The sequence below is a fragment of the Aquabacterium sp. A08 genome, from assembly GCF_011742065.1.
The window spans coordinates 20,605-38,452 of sequence record NZ_JAAQQT010000683.1; the positions used below are offsets into that span (position 1 = coordinate 20,605).

Below are 17,848 nucleotides of genomic sequence, written 5' to 3' on the forward strand. Positions count from 1 at the left end.
CCATGGCCAAGTTCTTCATCGACCGCCCCATCTTCGCGTGGGTGATCGCGCTGTTCGTGACGGTGCTGGGGGTGGTGTCCATCACCCAGCTGCCGATCGCGCAGTACCCGCCGGTGGCGCCGCCCGCCATCGTCGTCACCGCCACCTACCCCGGCGCCTCGGCGCAGACGCTGGAGGACAGCGTGCTGTCCATCATCGAACGCGAGATGAACGGCTCGCCCGGGCTGATCTACATGGAGTCGGTGGCGCAGGCCAACGGCTCCGGCACGCTGACGCTGAGCTTTGAGCCGGGCACCAACCCCGACCTGGCCCAGGTGGACGTGCAAAACCGCCTGAGCCGGGCCGCGCCGCGCCTGCCCGCGGCGGTGACGCAGCAGGGCGTGCGCGTGGACAAGTCGCGCAGCAACTTTTTGCTGTTCACCATTCTGTCGTCCAGCGACCCGGCCTGGGACCCGGTGGCCCTGGGCGACTACGCCTCGCGCAACGTGCTGCCCGAGCTGCAGCGCGTGGCCGGCGTGGGCCAGGCCCAGCTGTTCGGCACCGAGCGCGCCATGCGCGTCTGGATCGATCCGGCCAAGCTGCAGGGCTACGGCCTGAGCGCGGCCGACGTGACCGCGGCCATCCGCGCGCAGAACGCGCAGGTGTCGGCCGGTGAAATCGGGGCGCTGCCCAACGTGGCCGGCCAGGGCATTGCCGCCACGGTGGTGGTCAAGGGGCAGTTGAGCGGCGTGGACGAATTCGGCCGCCTGCTGCTGCGTGCCAACCCCGACGGCTCCAGCGTGCGCCTGAAAGACGTGGCCCGCATCGAACTCGGCGGTCAGCTCTACGCCACCACCGCCCGCCTCAACGGCCAGCCGTCCACCGGCATCGGGGTGCAACTCGCGCCCAGCGGCAACGCTCTGGCCACCGCCCAGGCGGTGCGCGACAAGCTGACCGAGCTGGAGCGCTTCTTCCCCACCGGCATGAGCTGGGCCATCCCCTACGACAGCTCGCGCTTCGTCAAAATCTCCATCGAAAAGGTGGTGGTCACGCTGGGCGAGGCGGTGCTGCTGGTGTTCCTGGTGATGTTCCTGTTCCTGCAGAACTGGCGCTACACCGTCATCCCCACCATCGTGGTGCCGATCGCGCTGCTGGGCACCTTCGGCGCGCTGCTGGCGCTGGGCTTCTCCATCAACGTGCTGACCATGTTCGGCATGGTGCTGGTCATCGGCATCGTGGTGGACGACGCCATCGTGGTGGTGGAGAACGTCGAACGCATCATGAGCGAGGAGGGCCTGGGCCCGCGCGAGGCCACGCACAAGGCGATGCGGCAGATCTCGGGCGCCATCGTCGGCATCACCGTGGTGCTGATTTCGGTGTTCGTGCCGCTGGCGTTTTTCAGCGGTTCGGTCGGCAACATCTACCGCCAGTTCGCGGCGGTGATGGGCGTGTCCATCGCGTTTTCGGCGTTCTTTGCGCTGTCGCTCACGCCGGCGCTGTGCGCCAGCCTGCTGCAGCCGGTGCCAGCCGGCCACCACCACGCAAAAACCGGCTTCTTCGGCTGGTTCAACCGCGGCTTCTCGCGCACGGCCAAGGGCTACGAAAGCTGGCTGGGCCGGCTGCTGTCGCGCCGCGGGCGCACCATGGTGGTATACGCCGCCGTCATCGGCGCGGCGGTGGTGGTGTACCAGCGCCTGCCCGCCTCCTTCCTGCCCAACGAGGACCAGGGCACGATGCTGGTGAACGTGCAACTGCCCCCGGGCGCCACCCAGGAGCGCACCAGCGCGGTGATGAAGCAGGTCGAAGACTTCATGCTCCAGCAGCCCGAGGTGCAGAGCATGGTCGGCGTGCTGGGCTTCAGCTTCTCGGGGCAGGGGCAGAACGCGGCGCTGGCCTTCGTCACGCTCAAGGATTGGGCCGAACGCAGCGGCCCTGGCAGCAGCGCCGAGGCCGTGGCCGGCCGCGCCTTTGGCGCCCTGATGGGCGTGCGCGACGCCTTCATCTTCCCCTTGAGCCCGCCGCCCATTCCCGAACTGGGCTCGGCCTCGGGCTTCAGCTTCCGGCTGCAGGACCGCGCCGGCCAGGGCTTTGATGCCCTGCTGGCCGCGCGCAACCAGCTGCTGGGCCTGGTCGCGCAAAGCCCGGTGCTGGCCCAGGTGCGCCCCGACGGCCTGGAGCCGGCGCCGCAGCTGCAGCTCGACATCGACCGCGACCAGGCCGCCGCGCTGGGCGTGGGCTTCGACGCCATCGCCAGCACGCTGGGCACGGCATTGGGGTCGGCCTACGTCAACGACTTCCCCAACGCCGGGCGCCTGCAGCGCGTGGTGGTGCAGGCCGACGCCCCGGCCCGCATGCAGCCCGACGACCTGCTGCGCCTGACGGTGCAGAACAGCCGGGGCCAGGCGGTGCCGCTGTCGGCCTTTGCCGGCACCCGCTGGGTAGTGGGCCCGATGCAAACCGTGCGCTACAACGGCTACCCCGCCATGCGGATCAGCGGCAGCGCCGCCCCGGGCTACAGCACCGGCGACGCCATGGCCGAGATGGAAAAACTCGCGGCCCAACTGCCGCCGGGCTTCGGTTTTGAGTGGACCGGCCAGTCGCGCGAAGAAAAGCTCGCCGGTGCGCAGGCCTACATCGTGTACGCCTTCGCCATCCTGGCGGTGTTCCTGTGCCTGGCCGCGCTGTACGAGAGCTGGACCATCCCGCTGGCCGTCATCCTGGTGGTGCCGCTGGGCGTGATCGGGGTGCTGCTGGCCACGCTGCTGCGCGGCTACGCCAACGACGTGTACTTCCAGGTCGGCCTGATCACCATCATCGGCCTGTCGGCGAAAAACGCGATCCTCATCATCGAATTCGCCAAAGACCTGCAAGCCCAGGGCAAGGGCCTGGTGGACGCGGCGCTGGAGGCCGCGCACCTGCGCTTCCGGCCCATCGTCATGACCTCGCTGGCCTTCACCGCGGGCGTGGTGCCGCTGGCCATCGCCACCGGCGCCGGCTCGGCCAGCCAACGCGCCATCGGCACCGGGGTGATCGGCGGCATGGTCACCGGCACGGTGCTGGCGGTGGTGTTCGTGCCGGTGTTTTTTGTGGTGGTGCGCTCGCTGTTCAAGGGCAGCGCGCGCCAGCGCCTGGTGCATCAGCACGATGCCGAACACATGGGAGTGCGACATGACTGACCCCCGCCCCGCCCGGCCGTGGCGGCACACGGCCCTGGCGGCGGGCCTGCTGGCCCTGGCCGGCTGCTCGCAGTTCCAGCCCCACCAGCGGCCCGACACGGCCTTGCCCAGCGCCTGGCAGGGCAGCGACACCGCCGTGCCCGGCGACGCCGCGGTGCCGCCCCTGCCCTGGCAGGACTTTGTGGCCGACCCGGCCCTGCGCGCCCTGGTACAACAGGCGCTCGACAACAACCGCAACGCCCGCGTGGCCGCGGCCCAGGTGGAGCAGCTGCGGGCGCAGTACCGCATCCGTTCGGCGGCGCGCCTGCCCACGGTGAACGCCGGCGTGACCGGCAACCGCCAGACCACCGGCGAGAACGAACCCATCCAGAGCGTCTACAGCGCCGGGCTGCAGGTGTCGGGCTGGGAGATCGACTTCTTCGGCCGGCTCGAAAGCCTGCGCGAAGCGGCGCGGGCGCAGTTCCTCGCCTCGGAAGAGGCGCTGCGCGCCACCCGCATCGGGCTGGTGGCGGCGGTGTCGTCGGCCTGGCTGGACCTGCAGGCCAGCACCGCGCTGCGGGCGCTGACGCAACAGACCCTGGCCAACCGCGACGACGCGCTGCGCCTGACCCGGCTGCGCTTCGAGCACGGCGCGGCGTCGGCGCTGGAGTTGCGCCAGGCCGAGTCGCTGGTGGCGTCGGCCCGGGCGACGCTGGCCGAACAGACCCGGCAGCAGGCGCTGGCGCGCAACGCGCTGGCCCTGCTGGTGGGCCAACCGCTGTCCGGCCAGGCCGGGCGGGACGCCCCGCTGCGGGCCGATCCGGAGGCGGCGCTGGCCGAGGTACCGGTGGGCCTGCCCTCGCGCGTGCTGCTGGAGCGCCCCGACATCCGCGCGGCCGAACAGCAGCTGGCCGCGGCCAACGCCCAGATCGGGGCGGCGCGCGCGGCCTTCTTCCCGCGCATCGCGCTGACGGCCAGCGTCGGCTCGGCCAGCACCGAGCTGTCGGGCTTGCTGGGCAGCGGCAGCTGGGGCTGGACGCTGGCGCCGCAGGCGTTGCTGCCCATTTTTGACGGCGGCACCAACCGCGCCGGCCTGGCGTCGGCCCAGGCCGGGCGCGAGGCGGCGCTGGCGCAGTACGAGCAGGCCATCCAGACCGCTTTCAAGGACGTGAACGACGCCCTGGCCGGGCGCGACACCCTGGGTGAACAGCTGGCCGCGCAACAGGCGCTGGTGCAGTCAGAAACCGAGCGGCTGCGCCTGTCGGCGTTGCGGCTGGAACAGGGCGTGGCCAGCCAGCTGGAGGTGCTGGACGCGCAGCGCGGCCGCTTCAGCGCCGAACAGGCGCTGGTGCAGACCCGCTACGCCCGGCTGCAGAACCGCGTGGCGCTGTACCGCGCCATGGGCGGCTTCTGAGTCAGTCGATGGCCTGCAGCGTGTCGCCCAGCGCGCTGACCAGGCTGTCGATCTCGGCCGGGGTGCTGACGAAGGGCGGCGCCAGCTGGATGGTGTCGCCGCCGTAGCGCACGTAATAGCCCTTGGCCAGCATGGCCATGGCGATCTGGAACGGGCGCTTGGCCGGCTCGCCCGGCACCGGGTCGATGGTGAAGCCCGCGGCCAGGCCGGCGTTGCGGATGTCGGCCACGTGCCGGGCGCCCTGCAGGCCGTGCACCGCGCGCTCGAAGTGCGGCGCCAGCTCGCGCGCCCGCTGCGGGGCGTCCTCGCGCGCCAGCAGGTCCATGCAGGCGATGCCGGCGGCGCAGGCCACCGGGTGCGCCGAATAGGTGTAGCCGTGCGGGAACTCCAGCAGGTAGTCCGGGCCGCCGCTGGCCATGAAGGTGTCGTAAATCTCGCGCGTGGCCACCACCCCGCCCAGCGGCTGGGCGCCGTTGGTCACCTGTTTGGCAAAGTTCAGGATGTCCGGCGTCACCCCGAAGGCCTCGGCCCCGGTCCAGGCCCCCATCCGGCCGAAGCCGGTGATGACCTCGTCAAAAATCAGCAGGATGTGGTGGGCCGTGCAAATTTCACGCAGGCGTTGCAGGTAGCCCTGCGGCGGCACCACCACGCCGGCCGAACCGCTCATGGGCTCGACGATGACGGCCGCGATGTTGGACGCGTCGTGCAGGGCGATGAGGTTGAGCAGTTCGTCGGCCAGCGCAGCGCCCGGGTAGGCACCCCGGCCCTCGGCCGGCGGCAGACCGCGGAAGAAGGAGCCGTTGGGCGGCTGGGTGTGGGGCAGGTGGTCGGCGTCCACCCCCTGGCCGAACAGCTTGCGGTTGGCCGCGATGCCGCCCACCGAAATGCCGCCGAAGTTGACCCCGTGGTAGCCCTTGACGCGGCCGATCAGCCGGGTCTTGCTGGCCTGCCCCTTGGCGCGCCAGTAGGCGCGGGCCATTTTCAGGGCGGTGTCGGCCGACTCGGAGCCCGAGCCGGTGAAGAACACATGGCCCAGCCCGGCGGGCATGCGCTCGACGATCTGGTTGGCCAGCTGGAACGACAGCGGGTGGCCGAACTGGAAGGCGGGCGAATAGTCCAGCGTGGCCACCTGGCGCGCCACGGCTTGGGCGATCTCGGCGCGGCAGTGGCCCAGGCCGGTGGTCCACAGGCCCGACAGGCCGTCGAAGATGCGGCGGCCGTCGGCGTCGATCAGGTAGGCCCCCTGGGCGCCGGTGATCAGGCGCGGCTGCGCCAGGAACTGGCGGTTGCCGGTGTAGGGCATCCAGTGCGCCGACAGCCAGGCGGCGTCGGTGCGCGGGGGGGTGGTGGGGGTCAGGTGCTGGCTGTCGGTCAGGTCCATGGGGGCAAAGGGGTCGGGTCAAACACGGGTGCGCTCATTGTGTAAGCCTGCAATACTCTCATCCATGACGAAATACCCATGCTTGGTTGAACGTTCATGCAAGTGAAAAACCTCGCGGTGCTGGGCCAGCTGGGCGACGCCGACCTGCGCCTGCTGCGCGTGTTCAAAAGCGTGGTGGAGTGCGGCGGCATGGCCTCGGCCGAGCTGGAGCTGAACATCGCCGTCTCCACCATCAGCCGGCACGTCAAAGACCTGGAAACCCGGCTGGGCCTGGTGCTGTGCCGGCGTGGCCGCGGCGGCTTTGCGCTCACGCCCGAAGGCGAGCAGGTGTACGACGCGGCGCTGGGCCTGCTGGCCGCCACCGACGCCTTCCGCGGCCGCCTGCACGACATCCACCGCCGCCTGGGCGGCGACCTGCACGTGGCCCTGTTCGAGAAAACCGCCTCCAACCCGCAGGCCCGCATCGCCGCCGCCGTGGCCGGTTTTCGCCAGGCCGCGCCCCAGGCCACGCTGCACCTGCACGTGGGGCCCATCGGCATGATCGAGCGCGGCGTCATCGACGGCCGCTACCACCTGGGGGTGATCCCCGAGCACCGGCCATCGACCACGCTGGCCTACACCGACCTGTTTGGCGAAACCATGCAGCTGTACGCCGGCCGGGGCCACGCCTGGTTCGGCGCGCCCGACGCCGCGCTGGGCTGGGACGACCTGCGCCAACAGGACTTGGCCGCGCTGGGCTACCACTCGCCCAACCTGGCGCTGGCGCACCGGCACCGGCTGGAGCGGCGCGCGACCGCCTCCGACCAGGAGGCGGTGGCCACGCTGGTGCTGTCGGGCGCTTTCGTGGGTTTTCTGCCGGACCACTACGCCGAGGGCTTTGTGCGCCACGGCCAGATGCGCGCAGTGGCCCCGGAGGTGCTGCGCTACACCTGCCGCTTCGCCGCCATCGTGCGCCAGTCGCCGGCGCCGCTGCGTTTGACGCAGGCTTTTCTGGAGGCGCTGCGCCGCGTCCACCCGGCGCCGGTCTAGGCCGCCACCGAGCGCAAACCCCGCTTGCTTCGCGGCCGGTTCGCGGCTAAGGTGGGGGCACAACACCACAACCAAGGGCGCCCCCCAGCCGGGCCCCAAGGGGGAGACCATGAACCCGGTCCTTCGGCGCTGTGGCCGCACCCACTGCACCGGTCCTCGCAGCGAACGCCCCTGCGGCGTCAGCGCCGCGTCCCTGCACGCGGTGCCCAGCACCCTGCTCATTCCCCTGGCAGCACGGGCCGGCGGGGGCCAGGGCCTGCCCTGGCTGGACTGCCACGACGACCACGCCGCCGGGCTACTGGACTGCCTGGCGGTGGACGCGCGGCCCTACCTGGCCGACCGGACCACGGTGGTCAACGTGCTGTGGCGCACCGCCCTGCTCAAGGCCGTGGGGCAGGCCTTTTTTGCCCAGCACCCCCAGGCCCTGGGGGTGAACCTGGGCTGCGGCCTGTCCAGCCATTTCCAGTGGCTGGACAACAGCCACAACCACTGGATCGACGCCGACCTGCCCGAGGTGGCGACGTTGCGCCGCGAACTGCTGCCGCCCGCCAGCCCGCGCGCCGGCAACGCCATGGTGGACCTGAGCCAGCCCGGCTGGTGGCAGCGGCTGGGCCTGCCCGGCCGCGACAGCGCCTGCCCGGTGTTCCTGCTGTGCGAAGGGGTGCTGATGTACCTGGAGCCGGCACAGGCGCAGGCGGTGCTGCGCGAATTCGCCGCGCAGGCGCCACGCGGCTCGGCGCTGCTGCTAGACACCCTGTCGCACCTGGCCGTGGGCCGGGCCCAGCACCACCCCAGCGTGGGCCCCACCGGCGCCCAGTTCCGCTGGGGCCTGCACCGGGTGGACGAGCTGACCGCGCCCCACCCGCGCCTGGTGCTGCAGGCGCTGCGCAGCGTGGCGGAGTGCTACGGCTGGGCCGGCCTGGCCGGTGAAGCCTGGTGGCAGCCCTGGCTGGGCGCGCCGCTGTACGGCATGGCCCACCTCACCCTGCGCGACTGAGGCCTCAGGCCACGGCAACGAAGGCACCCGGCCGCAGGCCGGCTCAGGCCACCCGGCCGCTGCACGCCGCCAGGGCCTGGGCCCGCAAGGCGCGGACGTGCTCGGTAAGAAAGTCCATGAACACCCGGGTGCGCTGCGGCACGAATTTGCGGCTGGGCATGGCGGCGTAGAGCGACAGCCGCCCCAGAATCCACGGCGCCAGCACCCGCACCAGTTCGCCCCGGGTCAGGTAGGCGCCGCCCACGTCCACCGTCATGGCGCAAATGCCGGCACCGTCCAGCGCGGCGCGCAACACGGTGTCGGTGTGGTTGACCTGCAGCACCGGCTCCACCGTCACGGTTTCGGTCTGGTCCGGGTCGTGTGCCGGCCACAGCACCCAGGTGCGCGTGCGAACCAGCGGCAGCCGCACCCGCAGGCAGTCGTGCCGGGCCAGGTCCTGTGGCGTGGCGGGCACCCCACGCCGGGCCAGGTAGGCGGGCGCGGCCACCAGCATCACCTCGGACTCGATCAGCTTGCGCGCCACGATGCCGGCGTCGAAATGTTCGTCGGTGGCCAGCAGGGTGATGTCGAAGTCCTCGATCGGAGGCGCGGCGGTGCTTTCCACCTCCACATCCAGCCGGATCAGCGGGTAGCGCTCGCGGAAAGCGGCCAGCAGCGGCGCCAGCACGTAGGTGGCCAGCACCGGCGGGGCGTGCAGCCGCAACACGCCCGACAGGCCGCGCGTGTGCTCGCCGGCGGCGGCGTCGGCCTCGTCGATGTCCTGCAGGATGGCGCGAACCCGGCCCAGATAGGCGTGGCCGGCGTCGGTCAGCGCCAGGCGGCGGGTGGTGCGCTGCAGCAAGCGGGCGCCCAGGTGTTCTTCCAGGTCGGCCACCAGCCGGGTCACCACCGGCGGCGACAGGTCCAGCGCCCGGGCGGCGGCGGCGAAACCGCCTTCGGCCACCACCCGTTCAAACACCCGCATCGACAGCAATCGGTCCATGGAAGTTTCCCGCAGATTGTTTCTATTTTCGGAACACCGAGTGAATGCTCAGGCTGTTTATCTATTGTCTCTGGAATTTTAAAGTTCATCCATCGGCAACGCGCTGGCCTCCAGCCCCGCCGACGTGGCGATCACCGGGCATGGGGCCCGGCCCCCGCCACCCCTGTGTTGCTTGAAAGGACCGAACCATGAACCGCACCGCCTATTCCGCCCTCGCCCTGACCGTGGCCGCCCTGTTGACCGGCCCGGCGCTGGCCCAAGACGCCCCCGTGGGCAAGACCCGCGCCCAGGTCAAGGCCGAGCTGGCCGAAGCCGTTCGCACCGGGAACGTGATGGCCGACGGCGAAACCGGCCGCCTGATGAACGAGGTGTACCCGGACCGCTACCCCCTGGCCGCGGCCACAGCGAAACCCGCCCAAACGCTGGCCGTGGTGGCCCCCGCCACCGGCGGCAAGACCCGCGCCCAAGTCAAGGCCGAGCTGGCCGAAGCCGTTCGCACCGGGAACGTGATGGCCGACAGCGAGTCCGGCCGCCTGCTGAAGGACGTGTACCCGGACCGCTACCCCCTGGCCGCGCAACCGGGCCAGACGCGCGAGGCTCAGGCGTCGGACGCCGCCGGTTTCGGCGGCTGACGCGGGCGCCGGGGCCGCGCCGCGGCCCTGCGCGCGGGCGCATCGGCCTCGGCCGCCGCCTCACTGGCAGGCGGCACCGGGGCGACGCTGGGGGCTTCGGCCCCCACAGGCGCGTCTGCCGTGGGGGCGGCACTGGCCGACCGGGCCGGGCGGCGTGCGCGGCCGCGCGGGGCCGCAGCAGGAGCGGCCGGAGCTGGCTCGGCGGGTGTAGTGGCCGTTGCGGCCGTTGCGGCCTCGGGGGCGGCGGCCTCCACCCCCCCCGAGGGCGCTGGCGCCGCCGGCCCCTCCTGGCCTCGGGCGGTGGCAGACGACCGCCCGCCCCGGCCGCGCCGCCGGGGGGCGGGTGGCGGGGTGTCTGCGGCATCGGCCTCGGGCGCAGCGGCTTCAATCGCGTCATCCACCGGCACCGGTGCCAGCGCCGGCTGGTGGAAATAGCTCGTCACCGGGTGCTCGGCCGGGGCCTCTGCCCGCTCCACGGCCGGGCGCTCGGCCCGCCCCCGCTCGGGCGCTGCACGCTCGGTCGGCAGCGGGGCCGGCACCGCGCCGCTGCGGCGGAACACGTAGGCGCCCGACTTGTCGTCGCGGCCAAACTCCAGCAGGCCGCGCGCCTGCGCCTCTTCCAGCAGGGTGCCGAAGGTGCGGAAGCCGTAATAGCCCTCGCTGAAGTCGGGCTTGCGCCGCTTGATCGCCTCCTTCAGCATCGACGCCCAGATCTTGCCCGTGTCGCCGCGCTCGGCCACCAGCGCCTCGAAAGTTTCCACCGCCATCTCGATGGCCTGGCTGCGCCGCGCCTCCAGGCTGTCCTTGCGCTGGCGCTCCTCTTCCGGCGTGCGGCGCGGCGCCGCGTCGGCCGGCTGGCGCCGGGCCTGGTTGCGCTGGCTTTCGCGCACCAGGTCGTCGTAAAAAATGAACTCGTCGCAGTTGGCGATCAGCAGGTCCGAGGTGGACTGCTTCACCCCCACCCCGATCACCTGCTTGGCGTTCTCGCGCAGCTTGGACACCAACGGCGAAAAGTCCGAATCGCCGCTGATGATGACGAAGGTGTTGACGTGGCTTTTGGTGTAGCACAGGTCCAGCGCGTCCACCACCAGCCGGATGTCGGCCGAGTTCTTGCCCGACTGGCGCACGTGCGGGATCTCGATCAGCTCGAAGTTGGCCTCGTGCATGGTGGCTTTGAAGCCCTTGTAGCGCTCCCAGTCGCAGTAGGCCTTCTTCACCACGATGCTGCCCTTGAGCAGCAGGCGCTCCAGGATTTTCTTGATGTCGAACTTGTCGTAGTGGGCGTCGCGCACGCCGAGCGCGACGTTCTCGAAATCGCAAAAGAGCGCCATGCTCAGGTTGTCGGGAGGGGTGGCCATGCGGGTGCTCGGGTGGTGGAGGGTCTCCCATCATACGGATTGGGGCGCGCTGGGGCCGACCGGTGTGCCGAGAACCACGCCCCCGGCGCCCCGGCCCGGCTCAAGCCACGAAGTGCGTGAACTTGGTGTCGAGGAAGGCCTCCATGCCCTCGGTGCCGGATTCGCTGCCGTAGCCGCTGTCCTTGACCCCGCCAAACGGCGCCTCCGGCACCGACACGCCCATGCCGTTGATGGCCAGGCTGCCCACCTCCAGGCGCTCGGACACCGCGAGGATGGCCTTGGCCGAGTCGGTGAACAGGTAGCCGGCCAGCCCGTAGGGGTTGGCGTTGGCCGCGCCAATCGCTTCGTCCAGCGTGTCGAACGGCAGGGCACAGGCCACCGGGCCGAACGGCTCCTCGGTCAGCACGGGGGCCGCGCTGGGCACATCGGCCAGCAAGGTGGGGGGCACAAAGCAGCCGGTGGCGGGCGCCGACCCGACGACCGGGCGCGCGCCCATGGCCACCGAGCGGTCGATCAGGTCCTGCACCGCCGCCTGGCGGCGCGCGCTGGCCACCGGCCCCATCTGGGTCGCGGGGTCCAGGCCGGCGCCCAGGCGCAAGGCCTGGGTGGCGGCACCAAAGGCGTCGACGAAGTCGCCATAGACCTGACGGTCCACGAAGAAACGGGTCGGGGCCAGGCAGGCCTGCCCGGCGTTGCGGAACTTGTGCTGCACCATCAGGTTGACGGTGCGCTGCAGGTCGGCATCGCGGCAGACGATCACCGGTGCGTGCCCGCCCAGTTCCAGCGTGATGCGTTTGAGGTGTTGCGCCGCCATGCCGGCCAGGTGGCGCCCCACCGGCACCGAGCCGGTGAAGGTGACCTTTCGGATGATGGGCGAGCGGATCAAAGCCTCCGACACCTCGCTGGGCACGCCATACACCAGTTGCAGCACGCCGGGCGGCAATTCCTGGTTCAGGCAGTCAACCATGGCGGCGACGCTGGCCGGGGTTTCTTCGGCCCCCTTGACGACGATGGAGCAGCCGGCCGCCAGGGCGCCACCGATCTTGCGCGCCGACAGCACCAGCGGGAAGTTCCAGGGCGACAACGCCGCCACCGGCCCCACCGGGAACTTCAGCACGTCCATGCGGCTGTTCGGCAGGCGGGCCGGAATGACGCGGCCGTAGACGCGGCGCGCCTCCTCGGCGTACCACTTGATCAGGTCGGCCGCCATGGCGCATTCGGCGCGGGCTTCCGCCAGCGGCTTGCCCTGCTCCAGCGTCAGCAGGGTGGCGATGCGTTCGGTGTGCTCGCGCAGGCGGGCCACGCCGCGCTCCAGCCGGGCGCAGCGCTCGTGCGCCGGCACCTGGCGCCAGTGGTCAAAGGCCTTGTGGGTGGTCTGCAGGGCCAACTGCAGGTCGTCGGCGCTGGCCAGGGCCAGCTCGTCCAGCCGCTCGCCGGTGGCCGGGTTGTGCACCGCCAGCCGCTGGGCATGGCGGCCGGTGCGCCATTCGCCGCCCAGCAGCAGCGGGGGGCAGCGGTAGTCGACCGTGGGCGTGCTCATATGTTGCGCCCCCCGTCCACGTCCAGGCAGACGCCGGTCAGGAAACTCGCCTCGTCGGACGCCAGGAAAGCGACGGCCGAGGCCACGTCGTCGGGCCGGGTGAAGCGGCCCAGCGGAATGCGGGCCAGGAACTTCTCGCGGTTGGCGGGCGTGTCTTCCATGCCCATGAAGTCGGCCATCATGGGGGTTTCGCCGATCATGGGGTTGACCGCGTTGATGCGCACCCCGGCACGGGCGAACTCCAGCGCCAGGCCCTTGGTGAGGTTGATCATGGCGGCCTTGCTGCCGCTGTACCAGGTCAGCCCGGGACCGGGACGCACCCCAGTGGTGGAGGCCACGTTCACCATCACGCCGTGGCCCTGGGCCGCGAAGTGTGGCAGCGCGCACTGCGCCGCCCAGTACACGCTTTTCAGGTTGACGCGGTAGACGCGATCGAACTCGTCTTCGGTCACCTGCAGTGCCGGCTTGTTGCGGTGGGTGGTGCCGGCGTTGTTGACCACGATGTCCAGCCCGCCCAACTGCTGGACGGTGACGTCCACCATGCGGCGGTAATCGGCCTCGCGGGACACGTCACAGGCCACGGCCGCCGCCCGGCCGCCAGTGGCGGTCAGTTCATCGGCCAGGCGCTGGGCGCCCTCGGCGTTGAGGTCGGCCACCATCACCGCGGCCCCCGCCTGGCTCAGGCGGCGCGCGATGGCCGCACCAAACCCCGATGCGCCACCGGTGACGATGGCGACCTTGTCTTGCATATTCATGGTGTTTGCTTTCAGATGTCCAGAACCAGACGGCCGCCGCCACAACGTGACACGCAGACCATCATGCGCCGCTGCTCGGCGCGCTCCTCGGGCGACAGCACGTAGTCCAAGTGCTGCACCGCGCCGTCCAGCACCGGCGCTTCGCAGGTGCCGCAGATGCCTTCGCGGCACGACCAGGGGTAGTCCACGCCCAGACGTTCCATGGCGTCGAGCACGCTTTCGTGGGCGCCGACCGTGGTGGTCAGGCCGGCGCGCTGCAGCGTGAGCTCAAACGGCTGCCGTTCGCTGGCCGGCACTTCGGCGCCCTTGAAGCGCTCCATGCGCACCGAACCAGGGGCCCAGTGCGGGGTCGCGGCGGTCAAGGCGTCCAGCATGGGGGCCGGGCCACAGGCATACACCGCATCCCAGCGCTGGGTCTGCAGGCGCGGGGCCAGGTCCATCGGGCCGCCCTGCTCGTCGTCGAAATGCAGGTGCAAGCGCTCGCCCGCCAAGGCCTTCAACTCTTCCAGGTAGGCCAGGCGCGGGGCCGAACGGGCACTGGCCCACAGCTCGAAGTCCAGGCCCCGCTGTGCACAGGCCTGTGCCATGGCATAGATGGGGGTGATGCCAATGCCACCGGCCAGCAGCAGCACGCGGCGGTGTTCCGCTGCCATCTCGAACAGATTGCGTGGCGCGCTCACCCGCAGCGACTGGCCGACCTTGAGCTTTTCGTGGACCCAGACCGAGCCGCCCCGGCTGTTTGCGTCCCAGCCCACGGCCACCACGTAGCTGCCCATGCTGGTCTGACCCGTGGCGTTGACCAGCGAGTACTGGCGCACCAGCCCGTTGCCCAGGGCCAGGTCGATGTGGGCGCCGGCCTGGGCCCCGGGCAGGGCTTGCCCGGACTTGTGCTTCAGCTCCACGGCCAGCACGTCGCGGGCCACCGCGCGGAGTCCGACGACGGTGACGTCTATGTCGGCGCTCATGCCTGCCCCTCGGCCGATTCGGCCTTGGCCAGGCGGTCGAGCAGCCAGCGGGCCTGGTTCAGGCCGGCGTCGGCCGCAATCGGCACCATCGGGCGCTCGGGCACAAGGTTGAGGATCTTCTGCTGCGCCTCGATCATCGTGCGGTCTTCCTCGAAGGCCACCACCACGCCCTGGAAGATCTTCTCGGTCATGGCCTCGTCGTCGAGGTCGAAGTTGCGTGCCTGGCAGAACCAGTAGTGGCTGGTGGTTTCCGTCTCGGGGGTCTGGATGGAGGTGTGGCGGAACTGCACCGCCTCGGGCACGCGGTAGCCGTCGGGCGCGCCAGTGCCGGCCGGTGCCGAGCCGGCATCCATGCGCAACAGCGCAGGCGGCGACCACTGGTACACCTGCCAGCGGTCCACCTTGCCCTCGAACTTGGCCACGCCCTTGTGCAGGTTGGGCATCTCGTCGTTGAGGTACCAGCGGCTGATGGTCAGCGTGCCGTTGCCGGTGGTGTCGCGCTCGATCTTGGGCTTGAGGTCGGCCGCGCTGTCGGTTCCCAGCGTGGTGGGGTGCACCCAGGCCAGGTGGGTGAAGTCGAGCAGGTTGTCGATGATGAGCTTGTAGCTGGCCTGGTAGTGGATGTAGCCGGGCTTCATGCGCCATTCGGGCGAGTCGTGCCAGAAGTAGTCGACGATGTCGTCCGGGTTGGCGCGCGCCGGATCGCCCATCCAGATCCAGACCAGCCGGTTGCGCTCCACCACCGGGTAGCGCTTGATGCAGGTTTTGGGCGGGATCTGTTCCTGACCGGGAATTTCCACGCAGGCGCCGGTGGGGTCGAACTTCAGGCCGTGGTACATGCAGCGCACGCAGTCGCCCTCCTTGCGGCCAATGTGCAGCGGGGCCGAGCGGTGGCAGCAGCGGTTTTCCAGCGCCACCACGCGGCCCTGGGTATCGCGGTACAGCAGCACCGGCTCGTTGAGCAGCGTTCGGTGAAACAGGCCTTCTTGCGGGACTTCGATGTCCCAGGCGGCCACATACCAGCAATTGCGTACAAACATGAATCGGTCTCCTCTAGGGTTTGCGCTGATGCTAGTGCGGCCATCTGCATAGAACAATTCGATTTTTCGAGAATATGATCGGATTTTCCAATCACCCAGAGGGCATGACATGAAGCTCCAGACCCTGCAGGCGCTGATTTACATCGAAGAAGTGGGCAGCTTGCGGGCGGCCGCCCAGCTGCTGCATCTGTCGCAACCGGCCCTGTCCGCCGCCATCCAGCAGCTGGAAGAGGAGCTCAAAGCCCCCCTGCTGGTACGCACCAAGCGCGGCGTCAGCCTCACACCCTTCGGCCAGGCCTTCATGAAGCACGCGCGACTGATCGTGTCGGAAAGCCGCCGGGCGCACGAGGAAATCGGCCAGCTGCGCGGCCACTGGGAAGGGCACGTGACGTTCGCCACCTCGCCCGCCATCGCGCTGGGCCCCTTGCCGCAGGCGTTGGCCAGCTTTGCACGCGAGTTCCCGGCGGTCACCGTGAACGTGCGCGACGGGCTCTACCCCTCGGTCTCGCCCCAGCTGCGCGATGGCACGCTGGACTTTGCCCTGACCGCGGCCCACAAGCACGACCTCGACGCCGACCTGGAAGCGCAGGCCCTGCACGTGAGCGATGTGGTCATCGTCGGCCAACGCAGCCACGCCAAAGCCCACGCCACCCGGCTGGCCGAACTGCAGGAATGCCGCTGGGCGTTCTCCAGTGCGCCGCGCGGGCCGGGCGCCATCATCCGCGACGCCTTCGCCCGGCTCGGGCTGCCCGAGCCCAAGCTGGGCATCGTCTGCGAGTCCTTCCTGGCCTTGCCGGGTGTGCTGGCACACAGCGACATGCTCACCACCATGCCCCGCGGTTTGTACGAACGCAACGCCTACAAGGACCAGCTGTGCATCCTCCCGATCGAGGACCCCCTGCCGAGCCCGACCATCTTCGTGCTGCGCCGCCACGACCTGCCCCTCACCCCCGCGGCCGCCGGCCTGATCCGTTGGATCCAGCATTACGCGCTGCGCAACGACTGACCCCATGGACTGGCACGAATGGATCTACCCCGCCGGCGTGCTGCTCGCCGGCTACCTGGTGCTGGGCATCACCGGCTTTGGCTCGGCCCTGGTCACCGTTCCCTTGCTGGCCTGGCAATGGCCGCTGCCCGAAGTGGTCGCGCTGGCCATCCTGCTGGACGTACCGGCCTCCATGCTGCATGGCGGCCTGAACCTGCGGCAGGTGCGCTGGCGGGCCCTGGGGGCCATGCTGCCGGGCATGGCGGCGGGCTCGCTGGTCGGCCTGTGGCTGCTGGGCCAGCTGGACAAGCGGTGGCCGCTGTTCGTGCTGGGGCTCTACATCGCCGGGGTGGGCTTGCGCGCCCTGCGCCAGACGGCCGCAGGCCCCGCCACCCCGCACTCCCGCCTGGGCTACCACCTGGGCAGCGGCCTGATCGGGGTCATCGAGGTGATGTTTGCCACGGCCGGGCCGGTGGTGCTGGCGTTGCTGCAGCGGCGCTTGGCGAGCGTCGCCGAGGTCCGGGCCACCGTGCCGGTGGTGATGGTGGTGGCAGGCTCGGTGGCCATCGCGGTTCTGGCCGGCTCGGGCCAGATCGACAGCGCCCACACCCTGCAGCGCTGGGCCGTGGGCCTGCCGGTGGCGGCCGTCGGCGTCATCCTGGGCAACCGGCTGGCGCGCCACATCCCGCCCCCGGTCATGCGGCGCACCATGGCCGTGCTGCTGGTGGTCAGTGGGCTGTCGCTCACCCGGCACCTCTGGCTGTAAGCCCGCCCGCACCGGCACGGCTGGCCGCGCCACCCCGCGCGGCCCCGCTGCTTTGTTATTCAAATTTCTGATCAATGCTGCAAAAAATCGATTTGCAGCTTGCACAACCGGCTCCCTATCATGCCCGTTCACCCCCCATACAACAGGAGACAAACCGTGAACGTTCGCCGCACCCTCTGTGCCTCCGCACTGCTGCTCGCCCTGCCGCTGGGCGCCATGGCGCAAAGCAGCCCCTTGCTCTTGAACAGCTTCCTGGCCCCCCAGCACCCGGTCACCAGCCTGGTGATCAAGCCCTGGGCCGAAAAGATCGGCCAGGTCACCGAAGGCCGGGTCAAGGTGGACGTGGCACCCTCCAGCCTGGCCGCGCCCCACCAGCAGCTGGCCAGCGTGAACAAAGGGGTGTTCGACATCGCCTACCAGTTTCATGGGCTGCTGGCCGAACAGGTCAAGCTGAACCAGGTGGCCCAGCTGCCGTTCGTCAACACCACGGCCCGCGGCAGCTCGGTCGCCTTGTGGCGCACCTACCAGAAGCACTTTGCCAAGGCCAAGGAACTGGACGACGTGCAGGTGCTGGCCATGTTCGTGCTGCCCCCCGGCGTGCTGTTCGGCATGAAAGGGCCACTCGACGGCGTCGACAAGATCAAGGGCCGCAAGGTGTACGCCCTGCCCGGCGTGGCGGCCACGATGCTCGAAGCCGCCGGGGCCGGCGTGGTGGCCGCGCCGGCGGCGCGCAGCCACGAGATCATCTCGGGCAAGACGGTGGACGCCTTCGCCGGCTACTCCGTCTCCGACGCCAACGGCCTCAAGACCCTGTCCTACGCCACCGACGTGACCGACCTGGCCGGCAGCATCACCGCGCCGTCCTTCGTG

15 protein-coding genes are annotated in these 17,848 nt (G+C 70.5%); 8 read left to right on the forward strand and 7 right to left on the reverse strand.

The features are described from left to right. Positions 1 to 2 precede the first annotated feature (2 nt). Positions 3 to 3,155: an efflux RND transporter permease subunit gene (locus HA630_RS17520; RefSeq protein WP_166836360.1), complete on the forward strand. Its 3,153-nt coding sequence runs from the start codon at positions 3 to 5 to the stop codon at positions 3,153 to 3,155. After that, positions 3,148 to 4,548 (forward strand): efflux transporter outer membrane subunit, encoded by a 1,401-nt coding sequence (locus HA630_RS17525; protein ID WP_166836361.1) that lies wholly within the window; start codon positions 3,148 to 3,150, stop codon positions 4,546 to 4,548. Before HA630_RS17520 ends, HA630_RS17525 begins: the two co-directional genes overlap by 8 nt. 1 nt (position 4,549) lies before the next feature. On the opposite strand, the gene HA630_RS17530 is transcribed toward HA630_RS17525, so the two are convergent. Then, complete coding sequence (locus HA630_RS17530; protein WP_166836363.1) at positions 4,550 to 5,929, reverse strand: aspartate aminotransferase family protein; 1,380 nt, start codon at positions 5,927 to 5,929, stop codon at positions 4,550 to 4,552. Between the two features lie 96 nt (positions 5,930 to 6,025). On the opposite strand from HA630_RS17530, the gene HA630_RS17535 reads away from it, so the two are divergent. Next, positions 6,026 to 6,958, forward strand: coding sequence for a LysR family transcriptional regulator (locus HA630_RS17535; RefSeq protein WP_166836364.1), 933 nt, complete (start codon positions 6,026 to 6,028; stop codon positions 6,956 to 6,958). Between the two features lie 109 nt (positions 6,959 to 7,067). Next, a complete protein-coding gene (locus tag HA630_RS17540; RefSeq protein WP_166836365.1) occupies positions 7,068 to 7,955 on the forward strand; it encodes a class I SAM-dependent methyltransferase in 888 nt (295 codons plus the stop codon). A 43-nt stretch (positions 7,956 to 7,998) separates the two neighbouring features. Here HA630_RS17540 and HA630_RS17545 read toward each other — a convergent pair whose 3' ends face one another. After that, positions 7,999 to 8,937: a LysR family transcriptional regulator gene (locus HA630_RS17545; RefSeq protein ID WP_166836367.1), complete on the reverse strand. Its 939-nt coding sequence runs from the start codon at positions 8,935 to 8,937 to the stop codon at positions 7,999 to 8,001. A 188-nt stretch (positions 8,938 to 9,125) separates the two neighbouring features. On the opposite strand from HA630_RS17545, the gene HA630_RS17550 reads away from it, so the two are divergent. Continuing rightward, positions 9,126 to 9,569 carry a DUF4148 domain-containing protein gene (locus tag HA630_RS17550; RefSeq protein WP_166836368.1) on the forward strand — a complete coding sequence of 148 codons (444 nt, stop codon included), beginning with the start codon at positions 9,126 to 9,128 and terminating at the stop codon, positions 9,567 to 9,569. Here HA630_RS17550 and HA630_RS17555 read toward each other — a convergent pair. From HA630_RS17555 to HA630_RS17575, 5 genes are all read right to left on the reverse strand, one after another. Beyond that, the gene (locus HA630_RS17555) at positions 9,536 to 10,927 is read right to left on the reverse strand and encodes an NYN domain-containing protein (protein ID WP_166836369.1); all 1,392 of its coding nucleotides are present in this window, start codon (positions 10,925 to 10,927) and stop codon (positions 9,536 to 9,538) included. The genes HA630_RS17550 and HA630_RS17555 overlap by 34 nt on opposite strands. Before the next feature lie 100 nt (positions 10,928 to 11,027). Beyond that, positions 11,028 to 12,467: an NAD-dependent succinate-semialdehyde dehydrogenase gene (locus tag HA630_RS17560; RefSeq protein ID WP_166836371.1), complete on the reverse strand. Its 1,440-nt coding sequence runs from the start codon at positions 12,465 to 12,467 to the stop codon at positions 11,028 to 11,030. After that, positions 12,464 to 13,222 (reverse strand): SDR family oxidoreductase, encoded by a 759-nt coding sequence (locus HA630_RS17565; protein WP_166836372.1) that lies wholly within the window; start codon positions 13,220 to 13,222, stop codon positions 12,464 to 12,466. The genes HA630_RS17560 and HA630_RS17565 overlap by 4 nt, the downstream gene beginning before the upstream one ends. Positions 13,223 to 13,233: 11 nt before the next feature. Continuing rightward, a complete protein-coding gene (locus HA630_RS17570) occupies positions 13,234 to 14,187 on the reverse strand; it encodes a PDR/VanB family oxidoreductase (RefSeq protein ID WP_166836374.1) in 954 nt (317 codons plus the stop codon). Next, positions 14,184 to 15,227: an aromatic ring-hydroxylating dioxygenase subunit alpha gene (locus HA630_RS17575; RefSeq protein WP_166836375.1), complete on the reverse strand. Its 1,044-nt coding sequence runs from the start codon at positions 15,225 to 15,227 to the stop codon at positions 14,184 to 14,186. Before HA630_RS17575 ends, HA630_RS17570 begins: the two co-directional genes overlap by 4 nt. 109 nt (positions 15,228 to 15,336) lie before the next feature. Between HA630_RS17575 and HA630_RS17580 the strand changes: the two genes are divergently transcribed. The 3 genes from HA630_RS17580 to HA630_RS17590 all read left to right on the forward strand — a co-directional run. After that, complete coding sequence (locus tag HA630_RS17580; RefSeq protein WP_166836377.1) at positions 15,337 to 16,233, forward strand: LysR substrate-binding domain-containing protein; 897 nt, start codon at positions 15,337 to 15,339, stop codon at positions 16,231 to 16,233. Between the two features lie 4 nt (positions 16,234 to 16,237). Then, positions 16,238 to 16,978, forward strand: coding sequence for a sulfite exporter TauE/SafE family protein (locus HA630_RS17585; RefSeq protein ID WP_166836378.1), 741 nt, complete (start codon positions 16,238 to 16,240; stop codon positions 16,976 to 16,978). A gap of 156 nt (positions 16,979 to 17,134) precedes the next feature. Continuing rightward, positions 17,135 to 17,848, forward strand: a 714-nt coding sequence (locus HA630_RS17590) for a hypothetical protein (RefSeq protein ID WP_208300147.1), incomplete at its 3' end; no start/stop codon positions are given.

What these genes read in the sequence shown, in the direction of transcription:
- HA630_RS17520 (WP_166836360.1), top strand. Translation starts at nt 3, where the DNA reads ATGGCCAAGTTCTTCATCGACCGCCCCATCTTCGCGTGGGTGATCGCG.
- HA630_RS17525 (WP_166836361.1), top strand. Translation starts at nt 3,148, where the DNA reads ATGACTGACCCCCGCCCCGCCCGGCCGTGGCGGCACACGGCCCTGGCG.
- HA630_RS17530 (WP_166836363.1), bottom strand. Translation starts at nt 5,929, where the DNA reads ATGGACCTGACCGACAGCCAGCACCTGACCCCCACCACCCCCCCGCGC.
- HA630_RS17535 (WP_166836364.1), top strand. Translation starts at nt 6,026, where the DNA reads ATGCAAGTGAAAAACCTCGCGGTGCTGGGCCAGCTGGGCGACGCCGAC.
- HA630_RS17540 (WP_166836365.1), top strand. Translation starts at nt 7,068, where the DNA reads ATGAACCCGGTCCTTCGGCGCTGTGGCCGCACCCACTGCACCGGTCCT.
- HA630_RS17545 (WP_166836367.1), bottom strand. Translation starts at nt 8,937, where the DNA reads ATGGACCGATTGCTGTCGATGCGGGTGTTTGAACGGGTGGTGGCCGAA.
- HA630_RS17550 (WP_166836368.1), top strand. Translation starts at nt 9,126, where the DNA reads ATGAACCGCACCGCCTATTCCGCCCTCGCCCTGACCGTGGCCGCCCTG.
- HA630_RS17555 (WP_166836369.1), bottom strand. Translation starts at nt 10,927, where the DNA reads ATGGCCACCCCTCCCGACAACCTGAGCATGGCGCTCTTTTGCGATTTC.
- HA630_RS17560 (WP_166836371.1), bottom strand. Translation starts at nt 12,467, where the DNA reads ATGAGCACGCCCACGGTCGACTACCGCTGCCCCCCGCTGCTGCTGGGC.
- HA630_RS17565 (WP_166836372.1), bottom strand. Translation starts at nt 13,222, where the DNA reads ATGAATATGCAAGACAAGGTCGCCATCGTCACCGGTGGCGCATCGGGG.
- HA630_RS17570 (WP_166836374.1), bottom strand. Translation starts at nt 14,187, where the DNA reads ATGAGCGCCGACATAGACGTCACCGTCGTCGGACTCCGCGCGGTGGCC.
- HA630_RS17575 (WP_166836375.1), bottom strand. Translation starts at nt 15,227, where the DNA reads ATGTTTGTACGCAATTGCTGGTATGTGGCCGCCTGGGACATCGAAGTC.
- HA630_RS17580 (WP_166836377.1), top strand. Translation starts at nt 15,337, where the DNA reads ATGAAGCTCCAGACCCTGCAGGCGCTGATTTACATCGAAGAAGTGGGC.
- HA630_RS17585 (WP_166836378.1), top strand. Translation starts at nt 16,238, where the DNA reads ATGGACTGGCACGAATGGATCTACCCCGCCGGCGTGCTGCTCGCCGGC.